Origin of the sequence: Sphingomonas sp. R86520, from assembly GCF_042466285.1 — a bacterium.
In the GTDB taxonomy this organism is placed as follows: Bacteria; Pseudomonadota; Alphaproteobacteria; order Sphingomonadales; family Sphingomonadaceae; genus Sphingomonas.
In genome coordinates, this window is the sequence record NZ_JAXHBZ010000002.1 from 264,229 (window position 1) to 279,015 (window position 14,787).

Sequence of the window (14,787 nt, forward strand, 5' to 3'; positions counted from 1 at the left end):
CGAAGCGCACGAATTATGCAATTGATTTGGCTTAATCGGTAGGCTAATCTGAAGACGCCTTTCAGGCATCCTCTCCTTAATCACTACGGCCGGGTAACCCCGGCCATTTTTTTGCCTGCCTATCAGACATTGTGAGCGCCTACCTTGTAACTACGGTCATTTTACGGAAGGTGGCCTGCCAAACCGCGCCAGCCTTATCCAACGGCGTTCGATCTTCGGCCTGTTCCATTCCGCTTTCCCAAATATACGCCGGGATGTGCTCGAGGAGCGTCCTTATCGGTGCTCGTGCGGAACCTGCCCGCCTAACCATATCGAACCCTGGCAAGTCTGTTCTCCGTTGCGATCCATGGAGGATGTACTGGCAAACTCGAATTACGATAGACTTGGCGGTTCAGATCTTGCGGGCCACGCCGGAGCAAACCGAGCAAGGCCGCGTCGACACGGTGTCTGTTCGCTCGGCATACAAGAGCCTATGGACGCGCTAGCCCGAACGCCGGCCTCCCGCGATTGTTCTGGGAAGGCGCGCAGCAAGATAACCAGATCGGCAGAAGCTGGAGCGTGACTGGGTCGTTCAACAAGATTGTTTGGCAGCTGCGACGCCCGGGGGGCTTATTCGGAATCGAACGCATAGGGTGCTAGTTCAGCGGCGCCAGGGCGGGAGGTAATGATAAGCAATCAGCGGCGTCACGGCCAAAAATATGATGGTAAGGATCAAAAGCAGGCGATCAGTCACCCTCACAACTGTTATCCTCCTATGAACACTGCCGAGGCTGGGCATCGACAATCGCGTCGACCGCCGAAGCCACACGGTGCCAGTCCTCGACCGCAATCCGATCACCAAGCGCGTCGGTCATCTGGTCGATGATATAGTCCACTGTCCGTTCGCCATGCACGGCAAGGATCGCGCCGGCTTGTATCCAGACTTCGCGATCTTCCATTGGTCCTGCTCGTCCCATTCGCGGAGCCTATGCCCCATCGACCGATTCAGGCAAATGTGTTTGTGTGATAGATCGGAACGACGCACGCCTGATGCTCGCGCGCCGTTCCTAGCCGCTGTTCAATTCCAGGAAATTGGCGACGGCTACTTCCACTAATACCAACGCCGAACCTCGAAGCTAGCCTAGTTTGATCAGGGATTGGTAATAGATCGCATAGAGTAACTCACGGCCTTGCACTGGCGGCATCGCCTTCCAGAACCTGGGTAAGGAAAAGAAACAGACGCGCGAAGTCCGTGCTTTACGCCCTGGTTGATCCGGTAGAGCCCCGCCTCGAGCTGGCTTATACATACTACGGCAACCCCGTGGAGTATGGAACGATCGCGACGTACAACTGGGATATGTCCGCGCCGGGCATGCCCCCCCCCCCTTCCCCCGATGGACGAAAGCTAACTAGGGTAAAGCGGTCGTCCAGACGGTGCATGGAAACGAGGCGCATATCTGGACCAGGTTCGAAAACCGGTACTTATCCTGCTTGAATCAATCCCCGAGGTTTCGAGCCTAGGCGTCTATTATTACGGCGTTCTTGAATGACACCTTCTGAACGCGCTCGCCTTCGGATGTCATAATGTCAATATGGCTGCCTAAGCATATCGAACCGCCAAGCAAATCAGCGGCCATGATGGACCGAGCATCAACTATAGCCGCTTTGTACGCCGCAGATCGATCGGCGAGTTCTCTCCCCTCGTCATCCTGGGTTACTTTGCCGCGCTCGTTTAGATGGAAAAAGAATCTTGCCATCACGCGCACCTACATGATTGAAGCCCAGCGATCCCTCATCCGGGTTAATTACAAAGGTTAGGTTTGTCGCGTCTTACAGGAACGGGGTTCAGCCGTACCGGTACTCGATACCTCCTGACGAGGCAGGTCCATAGTTCGGAACTCGTGGTGGCAGCGCAAACCCCTAAAGGTACTGCCGTTCGCGAGCGACCATTGACAAAGAGGAAACTTGCCGGTCGCTGATACCCACAAGCTCTATTATGCCGACGCGAGCGTGCAACACGCTACGGCTTGGCGTCAATTCGACGAAATTACCGCTGATGCAGCGGAACAGACCCGGAGCGGGTACCGGATGAGTTCAGCCGAGTCCGAGAACGCTGATAAAAAGGTCGATTGCTACAGATCAGTACGATTTAAAACCATTTCGGCCTTGTTTCGAATAGTCTTCGGCTAGATCAAAGAACCGAAACGGGGAGAAGTTATGCCATTGTGGAACGAGAACGCAGTCGCCGTCGAACGTCGTCAGGGAGAGTCCGTCATCATCGGTGAAGATACGTTGGCTTCGCTGGTGGCGGGACTGAAGACGCTGCGGCCTAGCATTCTGGCCGGTGTGAGAGTGTCTATGCCGGATCGGCACGTTCCGCCTTTCATTTTCGAAGGCCAAGGTCTTGTACAACTTCTTCAGGATCCTCGGAGGCCTGACGCCCAACCGACGAAGCTACTCGCCTCAGTCGCCTAGAAGAATACTGATTTCGGCACAAATCCCGATTGATCTTGCGCGGTCACATTGTGAGCAAGCCTCATTTCACGAATCTTGGCGAGTTTCCCAGAGGGGCAGCGAACCTAAACGATAATGGGTCAGCGACGACGTGCTGCTTGGCTGCCTCCCGCCTATACGCTGGCGATCGACTGGTTTGTCTTCTGATTTCCAGGTGTATCTGACCCCGATCCCGCGAAGGTTGCGACTATCATCGTTGGACCATCACGCGCGCCAGGCGTAACAGCGTTGTTGTCGAGTCCAGAAGTTTGGATTAGCAATTGAACTTGCGGCTTTTATAACATTGATCGGGCCCAGGCTTCGGCATCCACCAGCTGCATCACGCGGATATAGCCCCCGCCTTTGGCCAGCCGCGGTGGGTGCAGAGCTTCTGCCAGCGCAGTGGTATCGATCAATCCTTCGGATGCAAGGACGCCGTCAGATAGCATACTCGATATTTGACGGAAATTGACGTCGATAAGCTCCATGAGGAAGCTGTCTGGCAATCCTTTGTCACGTCGATCGCAAATTCCTGCCGGAAGAACATTGCGAAACGCGCTGCGGGCGACCGCGCGATCTAGGCCATCTTGCGTCCACAGCCAGCTCGGAACGCTAAGACACGCCTCGGCGACAGGTTGCGTAATTAAAGGAGAACACACTGGAATAGCCGCTTGGGGATCGCGAGACTGCACGACGCTTGAGGCCCCCGCGAGAAGGGCGATGTGCGCCGCACTGCCAGGCAGGACGCCTCTAGGCGGCACAAGCCACGGATGATCGGTCGCTCCCCGCGCCATCTCGCAGGCTTTTGGCGACAGCAAGCGTGTATCAGCTTGCCAGCGATAGGCAGGCCCCCGCGTTGCGGCACGCCAGATCGCCCGGCGTGCGACGTGCGCGGTTCCGGTATTAGCTGCGATCCCTATCGATCGCGCCGTGCGCCAAAAATGCCCCCATCCTCCGGTTCGGTGTAGACAGTCCGCAACGGGAGCGGGGGACTGCAAAGCCGCGAACATATTGTCGCCCCCACCCCCATCGAAGATCGCGGTGGCGCCCTGTTGGCGCGCAAGCGTGCGGGCAACATACAGGCTGGCTTGTGCGAAGGCACGTGCCGTTGGCCGGGGCAAAGTGCGGGCCTCGGATACCGCAAGATCGACCATATCCGTGCTTCGTACAACCTCGGTCAGGGTGACCCCCGTATGTCTGGCAACGGATTGCGCGTGCACACGCTCATCACCGCCTCGGTCGCGGGTCACCATCGTCACTGCAACACACACAGCCTCGGTCTTGGCCAGGCTCGCCGCCACAATCGAGGAATCAAGACCACCGGACAACCGCAGCAGTACCTTGGAATGGGCTCGGGCCTGCGCGGCGACGCTGATTTGAACAGCATCGCGTACGCAGTCTGCGGCCTCGTCAGGGCCGCGCATTCGTACACCGCGATCAACGAAATCCCAGATGCGCCAAGGTGTATCTACGGCATGCCGACCTGCCTTATCAGTCAGTCGTTCACCACCCGAGAGTTCGTTCAAGCCTTCAAGGCAGGTCTGCTGCCCATGAAGATCACTGGCAACCAGATGGCGAACGACAGCGGACCAACTAACCTTGGAGCTATACCCGCCGAAGCGGCGCAACAGATCGATGTCGGAGCCAATCAGAACGCCGAATGGGGATTGGGCCCAATAGCAGCCAAGGTCCCCGAAAGGGCTGCGAAGAACGTGAACGCTGTCCTCTCCAATCGCTGCAATGAACGCGACATAAGAGCCCCAACAGGCACGCAGAAGCGATGCGCCGTGTGTGCGCAAGGCCATGCCCGAGGCCTCGGCATCTAATGCCCGTAGAGCTGACTCTGATTGGCTTGGGTGGAGGCGACCGACAACGACGCCTTGGTCGCCGATTGCGACGACCGCTGTTCTCTCAGCGATCACAATCAGACGCGCGCCATAGCTTTGCACGGCGAAAGGCTCGGCGTCGGCGATCGCCCTGGCATGGGCGGTTTCCCACGCAGACCTTGCAGCCGGATTATTTACGATCAGCGCAAAATAGCGGTGCGTCGTCATACCACTAGGATCGGTGTGAAGGGTGCGACGGAGCCCGGATCATCGCTGATCAGCACGTTGTCATGCTGGACCCAACAATGAGCCTCAAACGGCCTAAGCTTCACGCCCAAGACAAGGTCAGGTGCGATGCCGCGCGCAAACATGGTCCGTGCGATTGCGATTGATCGGGTCAGGCACCTACCGCGGGCGGTTACCAGCCGATCTGCCGCCATGAAACCTGCGGCAACCTCTGCTGGATCATGCGCCGACCGGCCCGCAACCAGCCGTTGCTTGTCGAGAGCGATCCCGTTCAAAACGCGGCTTAACGACCGGCATTTCATGATCGCGGCCGCAAAGGCATATTGTGCAAGTGCGGTGACCACCAAAGAAGACGGCACCTCGATACCGCGATCTCGCCCGTCCAGTGTTTGACACGCTAAAGGGGGACAAAGCTTTGGACGGATTGCACCATCCGTCCAGCGTACGATATCGCGATCGATCAGCTGGTTGATCTCAAGGGCATCGCTTGAGTAGAGAATGTGCTCTGAGCAAAGACGAAGGCATACTGCGTTGAGAGCGGGAGCCAACATAAAATAGCGATCCGAGGGAAGATCGAGAAAGACTAGGCTTCCGCGACATCACAAGCGTGCAAACCAGGACGGAATATGTAACCCATAAAGGCGGTACGGCGCGCGGACTGCTCCGCGCGCCGCCTTTCGCTCAGTCGTCGGAGAGGCCGGCGAGTGCGCGCTGCAGGATTTCATCCTGCCCTGCACCGACCGAACCCTTGGTCTCTACGCTTGCCACGCCGAGTTCGATGAGATCGTCATTGCGTTCCATGATCAGCTCCTTCGATTGCCGCGACATTGCAGCACGAAGACCCTGCGCGTGGAGTTGCCGTATACCAATCTTATACGAAACTTATATTCCGGGCGGCGATGACCAACTCCAAATCTGCGAAACACCGGTAAACGCACACCTATCGCAGGCCTTCAGTACTCCACAGTAAACTGCCCAATCAGCATTGACGATCGAGACCAACGAACCTCTTGCTCTACCGAGGCAGACAGGACGAGACCCAGCGATCCTCCTGTATGCCGCTATGACTTTTCGAGGACCGCAAAGAACTCCAGGTCTGCGAAATTCGTATCGTGAACCACAATAGACCGCAACGCGCTGCGGTCTGCTTCATACAGTGTAGTCAAGATTTCCTGAAAACTGGACGGCGTGAAATGGCAAGCATGAACGTCGCGATAATTGCCGTCGCGATACCGCGCAATCGCGGTTTCATATTCAGCCTTTGCCGTGGCCGGTGTGGTCAAACGTTCACCATGCAAGCCCAGCCAATGCTTCAGGCAGTCGTTATGTGCTAGGTTGTGATAGACGTCGTAAATGGCGCGCTCGACGTTAGCGGCAGGCCCCTGATCCGTCATCGCGACCACGTCTTCGATCGTTGTCAGCTTTAGAAAATGATCGAAGCAATACCGCTTGTCGGGCACGACCATATAGTAACGACCACCCGGTTTTAGCAGCCGGTGAACATCAGCAAGATGCTGAATGAGGTCATGCTGATGTTCAATCACATGGGCACTGAAAACGGTATCGAACGGACCCGGCACGATGGAAAGATCCCCGCTATCGGAAACATAGTCGATGACCGGACACCCCGTCGGATCGCGGCCCTCGTGCACTGCGCGAACGCGTAGCGCACCCTGATCAAGCACGTCGAAATATGCCACCCTATCACCGACCATCTGCGGAACGTCGAACGGCCCAAGTTCGAGCACCGCCCCATTCATGGGTATGGTCTTCAGAAACTTTGCGCGCGTTGTAGGCGGCAGAATCCGGTCGCGACGACGGCTCGGCGAGCCCATAATCGTTGCGACAGACGCAAGACTTGTAATAACGGACTCTTTTACGAGACGTTTCGCCTGACGTGCCGAATATGACAAAATCATCTCCCGATCATGTAGCCGGACGAACGGCTATTGCCGCATGCACTCGCGGGCAGTTTGATCATTTTCGAACACAGCGGTCAACTGTCGAACTCTATTGATTGGTATGCTGTCAATATCATGCCGATTCGGAACTAATTAAATAATAAAAATATACGGCTAGCACTACGCCTGACAGGAAGTTGGCGGCGGGCTTATCGTAACGGTTATCAAATCGGCAAAGTTCTTTGAAGCTACAGAGTGCATTCTCGACCAAAATGACGATCTTGTAGCGCTCCCGATCGTAGCAAACCCTCCGCTTAGGGCTGGATTGGCTTAGATGACGGGTACAGCCTCGCGCCTGGCGTGCCGCGACGGAGCGAGGCGGCGTCATAGCCTCTATTGGCAAGCACGTAGCGCGCGCCCTGCAGCTAGCAACTCCGGCACGACGGTTACGCTGGCGGCGTTCCCAGGCATCCGCATCAGCCTCAGCATCGACGCAAATGGGTGCCTACGACGTAGTTAAGGGTGTGAATCTTGGTCGGCCAGCCTTCGTGTAAGCGGCCGATCGCTGGCGCTAGAGATTAAGCAGCGAGCGCGGGAATGAACGCCCGCGCTCGTCTTGCCTCAGACCGGCTTGGCTCCTGCCGTCCCGCACTTCGCAAACTTGCCGTTCGCGCTCTTACAGCGGATAGCCTTGGCAGGCGCTTTCGGCGGGCACTTGGTGAAGCGACCCTTGGCGTCCTTGCACGGTGCAGCCATCGACGGCGCCCCGATTAGCAACGACAGCGAGGCGGCAGCGAACAGCAGTTTACGCATCTTGCATTCTCCTGCCCGAAGACCGGGCTGCGTGAAACTGCGTGGTACCATGCCGATCGTCAACGGTTGCTTCATGCCCCTCGTTGGTAGTGGATCTGCCGGTCATTACGGGCGATTGGCGGGACGCAGCTACACCTCTAAAACAAGCACCCGTTTAAAAGGCTGATTGATGCCCGCCACCACTACACCCGCCCAGCTTCGTGCTCGTGTTGCCCTAGCAGCAGCCGTAGCCCTCATTGCTTTGTGGATCGGCTCGGCGTTCGTTCCTGCGATCTTATGGGCTGGTGTTGTGGGGATCGCGGTCGAGCCACTGCGTCTTCGCATGCTTCGGCGTTGGCCTGGTCGGCACATGCTGACCGCCGGGCTGATCACACTTGCCGTCGTAGCGGTCGTCGTGATTCCGCTGGTAATCGCCGTCACGCGCGCTCTTGTGGAGGTGGAGGGTATCACGCACTGGATCAACGACGCGCGTGCTCATGGCGTACCGGTTGCGGCTTGGGTCGCCAACCTACCGGTCGGTTCGACGCAGGTGTCAGCGTGGTGGACAACGCACCTATCGACCCCGCAGGGTGCCGCGGAGCAGATCGCCCGGCTCGACATGGGGACCATAATCGAAAAGTCGAAGTCGGTCGGACACAATATCGTCGAGCGTGCGGTGGTGTTCGCGTTCACCGTGCTGATGCTCTTCTTCATAATTCGGGATCATGATGCGATCGGCGCTCAGCTCACTCGAGCCATTGATCGCGCGTTCGGTGATGCGGGCCTTCGTATCGGCCGGCAGATCACCCTCTCGGTTCGCGGTACCGTTGATGGAGTCGTGCTGCTCGGCCTTGCTCAGGGCGTTGCTATGGCGGTGCTCTTCGCCTTCGCTGGTGTGCCACACCCAATCCTGCTCGGTCTTCTGGCGGGCGTTGGCGCCATGGTGCCGTTCGGACTGATAACCATCATGCTCATCGCGCTCGCACTACTCGTCATCAAGGGCGCGGTGGTTGCCGCTATCATCGTGGGCGTTATCGGCGGTACTATGTCGTTCGTGGTGGATCACACTGCTAAGCCGGCACTGATCGGTGGAGCCACGAAGCTGCCGTTCGTCTGGGTACTGATTGGGATTATTGGCGGCGTTGAAACGGTCGGCCTGCTGGGCTTGTTCGTTGGACCTGCGGTAATGGCTGCTCTGGTACTTATCTGGCGCGAATGGGTCGCGGATGACCCGGTCGCACTTACCCCGCCGTCTTCCTACAGCATGCCGGATTGAGCGACACAGGACCTACGTCAAAGACGATTTTCGCTTCGGCGCGTCCTGGCCTTCGGTGGTGGGCGTACCCTTGTTCAGCGTATCGCTAGGACGGCGAGCATCGCCTTCGTTTTGATGTTCGGTCGACAGGTTCGGCTGCTCGGTCGTGGTGGTCGGCTTGATTGGATCGGTCATGATCTCTCTCCTTGAGACAGCAACAGGCGAGGCCGCATCACGTTCCACAAGGGCACTACCGCTTCGTCTCGTACGGCACGACCGCACCGATCATCGCCAGCAGCACGGTATTCATTGAAGGCAATCCTCTGAAGTCAAACTTAAGGCCGGAAGCAGCGCTAAACTCACAGCAGTTGTTAGACGCGGCGACGTCGGCGTACAATCAAAGGGCGCTCATCTAGAGCAGCCGCTGCCAAGCAGGTTCGACGGCGCCTAATGCGGTCGTTGCTAGCGTGATAAGCACTGTATGGGCATCGATCTGAAACGATCTGACGGATGCAGGGGCCAAAGAACTTTGTGACTGGCTCGCGATTACGGCTAAAGGCGGCCCGCTAATGCCCCTGCCGCAGCCGGGGTGATAGTATATACCGCTTCACGCTTTGCCCCACGGTTATGATGATCGACCCGGTAGCCTTGATAGTGTCTGCGGATAAGACCCGCGCGAACAAGGTCGGACACTGCACGACTCACATTGCAGCGCCCGGATTGTCGAACGCGAACCTTCACTTCTTCATCGATCATATGAGCAGCAGCCGTCGGATCGGCAGGCAGCAACTTCTGTGCGACTAGCCCTGCCCTCACCTGCTCCACAATCGCCAATCGGCGGGGGTCTCGCTTTGCGACAGGAATGAGAGCGTCGCAAAGCCAGTCGCGCAGCCGGATGTGCTGCTCCTGATCGATAACATACGGCCCCGCACTACCGCTGTTCTTCCTTGCGACCTTGGCGATGAGGTTGAGTACCATGAATGCGTAGCGCGGTCGCGCCGACACATCGGTGATCCGCTCAATCAGGGCCGGAAGGTTGAGACTTTCCGCAGTCCCCTTTGAGGGCGGCTCCGCACAATCGAAAAGGTCAAGCTGCAGGAACATAATGTGAATCTTATCACGTCTACCCGGAATGTGAATCCCGAACGTGACGACGAGAAGACTTTTGCCACCTATGACACTCTGCCGTCGGCGCCATCAGAGCTGAACGCAGCGTGGGCTTCACGGTATTAGTCCACCGCACGTAGTGAACTCGTATCCGCGCTGCGGAACACCGGCGTTCTGCCCTTGTTGAGGGGCATTTAATGGAGGTGTATTGCCGATTTTCAGATCAATAATGACACTTTGCCGGCGTCGGGTAAAGTGTCACCGGTGGCACGGGTACCCGACGAGATCGGGTCGATAGCTGCCACTGCTTGCAACTGGTTGATATGTCAGAACCAAAATCCAGCACTCGACCACTGCGCCACCATACCAGACGAACATAGGTAATTGGCGGACCGCAAGAGAATAGCGTTGTCAGAAAGCGCGGTGGTACCACCGTATTTACGGTGACTGCCTTTCGAACACGAACGGATTACACCGGCAGCTCGAATACATTCTAGTTGCAGAGGTTCAGCTTGGTGACGAGTTTATATCGCACAAACAACGCCGCAGGAAATACAACTCCGATCTGCGACAGCGCCTTCATGCCAAACCGGTCGACGCCAGCTCATGTCCTTAACATTCATATCTTAAGCGAATCCAAGCCTGACCCCTGTCGCCGATTAAGCATTGCAAACATACTTACCGGCATCTGCCTTTATCGGTCTTTTGATCGCAGCGTTCATTGCACTCGATCGATTGAACATTCCAAACCCTTACCGCGCTACGCGATCGACACTCGCTACCAGACCGAAACCGAGCAATGATCCATGCTGTCGCTGCCATCACCGCTTTAGCGCAGCAATGTGCGCCTGAGGTCGCGACAGAGGCGGTTGTTCCCCTCATCATGACAGAGAGTGGCGGCAACGACCTGTCGATCAACGTCAACAAAGGGCCCCGCGTACGCGCCCGCTCAGTAGCGCAAGGGGTTGCGCTGGTGCGTCAGTATATCGCGGCTGGCTTTACGGTCGATGTAGGCTTGGCGCAGGTGAACTCAGCCAATTTCGCCAGGCTGGGCGTACGCGTCGAACAGGCATTCGAGCCATGTACGAGCCTCCGGCTCGCCTCGTTGATGCTACAAGAAGGCTATGAGCTTGCGAGCCGGCACTACACCGGCCTGGAAGCGATCTCGGCCACCTATTCGCTCTACAATACGGGTACGCTGACGCGTGGTTTCCGGAATGGCTATGTGGGCCGCGTCTGGTCGGCTGCGAGTGGAATGGGCTTAATCCAGTCGCCTCCCCCACCCCCCGCGTCGCCGAGCGAGGTGATACCTGCCCTCCCCGCTAAAGGCCCCAGCGATAACGACGGCTGGGTCGTCGGCCAAATCGCCTCTACCGCTGTCGAAGTGTTCAGATGAGCACCGAGAACACCGTCTCGCGGGGCGGCCGCGATGTCGAGGCGACTGCCGAGCTGCCGTCGACATTCCAGATGCCGCCCGAGCTGGCCTCGCGGTACCAAGTCCGCGTGATAGAACCGAGCGACGGCAGCGAGCGTCGCGTCGGTATGTTCCTGCCCAGGGATCGGGACATCCCGTCGATTGAGATCGGCGGAAATGGCGACCGGCTTGTCGCGCGCAACCAAGACCCCGAGACGATCGCCGCGCTGGTCAAGATCGCCATGTACAATGGCTGGGAAGGGATCGACGTCGAGGGCTCACCCGAGTTTCGCCAGGCCGTGTGGGCGGCCGGATCGCGCGAGGGTTTGACCGTCCGGGGCTATAATCCCGAGTTCGGCGAGCAGGCGCGCATGGAGGAGCAGCGCCGCTCCGGCGCGGCGCGTGACGATCACGGAGCGCCCGACGCACAGGTTCCCGCGACCGAACGAGCTGCGCCAGCACCCACCCCTGAGCAAGTGGGGCCGAAGCCAGCTTTCGAGGTGGGTACGACCGTCGCTGCGAGTTCGGTCGACGACGATCGCGCTGCGAGCACGCAGGATCGCGTGCCGGCGGGCGACGGCGTGAAATTGGCAGACGGCGATCACCGGTTGCTGCTGGGGCTGAGCAACTTGATGAAAGACCGACAAACCCTCGCGCAGGCCGTGCACGAGGGCATGGCTCCGACGGAGCGCGAGGATCAGAACAGGCGCCTGGACCTTAACCGGGAAGTGTTAGACAACGCACTCGAGTGGGCGCTGGAAAGCCCGACGCTGGTCAGTGCCTTCTCGAAGTCCGGGTATAAGCCGGAAGATCTGCGCCAGATGGCACGCGAAGGGTCATGGGACAGCGAGGTCGCGGACGCGATCGACCGCGTTCGCTCCGGGCGCGATCGGCACAGCGTCGCCAGAGGTGGTTCAGGCGTCACCGCAGACGATGAATTGGTCGCAGGTCGAAAAGATCGGAAAGTCGCTGAATCGACGCTCGTGCCGGAGCGGGAGCTCGCGTCTGAGCCGCAGATCGTCCGGGAAGAACGCCAGCATGATGCCGCGGCCGAGCGCCAGCATGAGCGCGAAGAATTGGCAGAGCTGTTTCTGCATGGCGCGGCCGAGCGGATCATGGCCGAGCCGAGGCTTGCCAATGCGCTCGAGGCGCAGGCGACCATGGAAAGACATCTCGGCCAGACGTTCGACGATGATGCGATCCGCGTGACGACTGCCACCTTCGAGAGCCGTCAGCTGATCTCGGACGTGCTCCGACGCGGCCTTGATGTCTCGGTGCGTGAGCCGACGCCAGTGCGGCAAATCGAACCATCCCAGGGCACCCTCGACCTGGAAAGGTAACCCCAAGCCATGGAGAACGTCATGGAGTTCAGTACGAAAATGGGCCGGTTGATGTCGGACGCCCGAGCTCGGCGGGTTGTCAGTTTCGCGGGCGCGCTCGCCCTGATCTCGATCGCTCAGCCTGCATACGCGGACGGAACCTCGATCGAAACCGGGCTCAACACGATCAAGACCTGGATGACCACGATTGCCTCGGTCGTGGGCGTCATCGCAATCATGGCGGTCGGCTACGCCAAGCTGACTGGCCGGATGGATTGGCCTCGGGCCGTCACGGTGCTGATCGGCATCGGCATCATCTTCTCGGCGACCACGATCGTCGGGTGGATGGGCGGAACGGCCGGCTGAGATGGAGGACAAGCTCGCCGAGGATAAGGTGTTCCTCGCCCTAACCAGGCCGTCGGTGTTCATGGGGTTGCCGCTGGAGGCAATCCTGCCGATCATCATGGTTTGCATGGTGTTCTGGGGGGTGATGCATAATCCCTTCTACCCCCTCGCCTTGTTCGGGGCGCTCTACTTCCCGGCGCGGATGATCGCGCATTACGACTTCAATGCGTTTCGGTTGTGGGGCCTGTGGTTCCAGACTGGCTTCCTGTCCAAAAACCGCAAATTCTGGGGAGGCGGGAGCTACTCTCCCATCCGCCTCGCTAATGGCGTGAAGCGGGAGCGCTTCGGCAATGACTGAGTTCAAACTAAAGCATAAGAAAGTCGCGGTTCGCGAAGCGGATGACATCAAGTTCATCCCGTACACGCGGCACGTCGACGACACGCTGGTCGCGCTCGACGACGGCTCGGTCATGCGCATGTACCGCGTCGATGGGCGGCCGTTCGAAACCAGCGATATCGCCGATCTCAACACATGGCATAACAAGCTCAATATCGCGTGGCGCTCGATCGGCGACGATCGCGTTGCGCTTTGGACCCATCTCGTCCGGACGGCGACCGATCCGGTCCTCGGAGGCGAGTTTCACTCCAACTTCGCGAAGCAGCTGCAGGAGCGCTACGCCGAGACGCTGAAGGAGAAGGTCCTCTACCACAACGAGTTCTACGTCACGATCCTGGTGCGGCCGTCACAGATGGCCGGCGATCAGGTGATGAAGCTGTTTGCGAAGCGCAGCGCGAGCGGCGAGGTCGATGACCGCGCGTTGACCATCATGGCGGACAAGTGCCGCGATTTTGAATCGCTGCTGGCCGATGTCTCGCCGGAGCCGCTGTCGCTCTATGAGCATGAAGGCGTGATGTTCTCGCGCCCGATGGAGGTGCTACACTTCATCCTGACCGGCGACCGCATCCGTGTGCCGCTGCTCAACGGTCGGCTGGGTCAGGCACTCTACACGTCACGGGTGGTGTTCGGCCGTGAGGCGGCCGAGATCCGGTTGCCGCACAAGTCGCACTACCTCGGCATGTTCGGGGTGCGCGAGTATGTTGCGACCACGCGGACGGGGCAGTTCAACAGCCTGCTGACGCTCGATTTCCCTTTCGTGCTGACACAGAGCTTCGCGCCGCTGGTAAAGTCGGTCGCGAGCGAGCGGTTCACCAAAAAGTACAAGCAAATGGTCTCGTCCGACGATGCTGGCGTCAGCCAGGCGGACGAGCTGCTCGACGGCGTGGACGATCTGATGGCGAACCGCTTCGCGATGGGTGAGCATCACCTGTCGATCGCGGTGATCGATGAGAACCCGAAGCGGCTGCTGGAACGCCTGTCGGTCGCGCGATCGGCGGCGGCCGATACCGGTATGGTGATGGCGCGGGAGGACGTCGCGCTGGAAGCAGCGTTCTGGGCGCAGCTCCCCGGCAACTTCAAGATGCGGGCGCGACCGGCGGTCATCAACAGCCGCAATTTTGCCGCGCTGAGCCCCTTCTACACCTTCCCCGCCGGCCGTAAGTCCGGGAACCATTGGGGCGAGGCGGTGACGCTGCTCAAGACGCGCGCCGGCTCCTCCTTCTGGTTCAATTTTCACCGCGCTGACATCGGCCACACGCTCATCATTGGGCCGACGGGTCGCGGTAAGACCGTGCTGCAGAACTTCCTGCAGGCGCAGCTTGAGAAAACCGGCGCCCGCCAAGTTTTCTTCGACAAGGACCGGGGCGCGGAGATATTCGTGCGCGCCTGTGGCGGCACCTATCTGGCGCTGCGCAACGGCGAGCCTACCGGGTTTGCGCCGCTGAAGGGCCTCTCCCCCACCCCCGACAACATCGCGTTCCTGCGCCAGTTCATCCGCGTGCTGGTGCGTCGCGAACACCGACCGCTCAGTGTCGCCGAGGAGAGGATGATCGACGAAGGGATCGAAGCCGTGATGCGGCTGCCGGCGCCGTCGCGCTCGTTCAGCGCGCTGCGCGAGATGCTGGGCTATTCCGATGCCGAAGGCATCGGTGCGCGTTTAGAGCGCTGGTGCCTGGGCGGCCCGCTTGGTTGGGCGTTCGATGGCCCGGCAGA

The 14,787-nt window shown here is 59.1% G+C and carries 15 protein-coding genes; 6 read left to right on the forward strand and 9 right to left on the reverse strand.

The window, feature by feature from the left end; genetic code table 11:
- Nucleotides 1–752 precede the first annotated feature (752 nt).
- The 7 genes from SJY41_RS21475 to SJY41_RS21505 all read right to left on the reverse strand — a co-directional run bounded on the left by SJY41_RS21475 (nt 753) and on the right by SJY41_RS21505 (nt 7,258).
- Nucleotides 753–938, reverse strand: coding sequence for a hypothetical protein (locus tag SJY41_RS21475; RefSeq protein ID WP_380784417.1), 186 nt, complete (start codon nt 936–938; stop codon nt 753–755).
- A gap of 558 nt (nt 939–1,496) precedes the next feature.
- Nucleotides 1,497–1,736, reverse strand: coding sequence for a DUF6894 family protein (locus tag SJY41_RS21480; protein WP_380784418.1), 240 nt, complete (start codon nt 1,734–1,736; stop codon nt 1,497–1,499).
- 1,032 nt (nt 1,737–2,768) lie between these two features.
- Nucleotides 2,769–4,526 carry an asparagine synthase-related protein gene (locus tag SJY41_RS21485; protein ID WP_380784419.1) on the reverse strand — a complete coding sequence of 586 codons (1,758 nt, stop codon included), beginning with the start codon at nt 4,524–4,526 and terminating at the stop codon, nt 2,769–2,771.
- The gene (locus SJY41_RS21490; protein ID WP_380784420.1) at nt 4,523–5,095 is read right to left on the reverse strand and encodes a lasso peptide biosynthesis B2 protein; all 573 of its coding nucleotides are present in this window, start codon (nt 5,093–5,095) and stop codon (nt 4,523–4,525) included. The genes SJY41_RS21485 and SJY41_RS21490 overlap by 4 nt, the downstream gene beginning before the upstream one ends.
- Before the next feature lie 130 nt (nt 5,096–5,225).
- Nucleotides 5,226–5,345, reverse strand: a complete 120-nt coding sequence (locus SJY41_RS21495) for a benenodin family lasso peptide (RefSeq protein WP_192239727.1) — start codon at nt 5,343–5,345, stop codon at nt 5,226–5,228.
- A 260-nt stretch (nt 5,346–5,605) separates the two neighbouring features.
- On the reverse strand, nt 5,606–6,463 hold the full coding sequence (locus SJY41_RS21500; protein WP_380784421.1) for a methyltransferase domain-containing protein: 858 nt from the start codon (nt 6,461–6,463) through the stop codon (nt 5,606–5,608).
- A gap of 603 nt (nt 6,464–7,066) precedes the next feature.
- On the reverse strand, nt 7,067–7,258 hold the full coding sequence (locus SJY41_RS21505; RefSeq protein ID WP_380784422.1) for a hypothetical protein: 192 nt from the start codon (nt 7,256–7,258) through the stop codon (nt 7,067–7,069).
- Between the two features lie 169 nt (nt 7,259–7,427).
- Here SJY41_RS21505 and SJY41_RS21510 point away from each other — a divergent pair, with 169 nt between their 5' ends.
- A complete protein-coding gene (locus SJY41_RS21510) occupies nt 7,428–8,513 on the forward strand; it encodes an AI-2E family transporter (protein WP_380784423.1) in 1,086 nt (361 codons plus the stop codon).
- A 12-nt stretch (nt 8,514–8,525) separates the two neighbouring features.
- Here the strand turns inward: SJY41_RS21510 and SJY41_RS21515 are convergent, their stop codons facing one another.
- Together SJY41_RS21515 and SJY41_RS21520 are read right to left on the reverse strand one after the other, a co-directional pair.
- On the reverse strand, nt 8,526–8,687 hold the full coding sequence (locus tag SJY41_RS21515) for a hypothetical protein (protein ID WP_380784424.1): 162 nt from the start codon (nt 8,685–8,687) through the stop codon (nt 8,526–8,528).
- Between the two features lie 357 nt (nt 8,688–9,044).
- Nucleotides 9,045–9,596: a hypothetical protein gene (locus tag SJY41_RS21520; RefSeq protein ID WP_380784425.1), complete on the reverse strand. Its 552-nt coding sequence runs from the start codon at nt 9,594–9,596 to the stop codon at nt 9,045–9,047.
- A gap of 802 nt (nt 9,597–10,398) precedes the next feature.
- On the opposite strand from SJY41_RS21520, the gene SJY41_RS21525 reads away from it, so the two are divergent.
- The 5 genes from SJY41_RS21525 to SJY41_RS21545 form a co-directional block, all read left to right on the forward strand.
- A complete protein-coding gene (locus SJY41_RS21525) occupies nt 10,399–10,995 on the forward strand; it encodes a lytic transglycosylase domain-containing protein (protein WP_380784426.1) in 597 nt (198 codons plus the stop codon).
- Nucleotides 10,992–12,353, forward strand: a complete 1,362-nt coding sequence (locus SJY41_RS21530; RefSeq protein WP_380784427.1) for an LPD7 domain-containing protein — start codon at nt 10,992–10,994, stop codon at nt 12,351–12,353. Before SJY41_RS21525 ends, SJY41_RS21530 begins: the two co-directional genes overlap by 4 nt.
- A 21-nt stretch (nt 12,354–12,374) precedes the next feature.
- A complete protein-coding gene (locus SJY41_RS21535) occupies nt 12,375–12,698 on the forward strand; it encodes a TrbC/VirB2 family protein (protein ID WP_380784428.1) in 324 nt (107 codons plus the stop codon).
- Nucleotide 12,699: 1 nt separating this feature from the next.
- The gene (locus tag SJY41_RS21540; RefSeq protein ID WP_380784429.1) at nt 12,700–13,035 is read left to right on the forward strand and encodes a type IV secretion system protein VirB3; all 336 of its coding nucleotides are present in this window, start codon (nt 12,700–12,702) and stop codon (nt 13,033–13,035) included.
- Nucleotides 13,028–14,787: transporter (locus tag SJY41_RS21545; protein WP_380784430.1), on the forward strand; the 1,760-nt coding region annotated here is incomplete at its 3' end. The genes SJY41_RS21540 and SJY41_RS21545, both read left to right, overlap by 8 nt.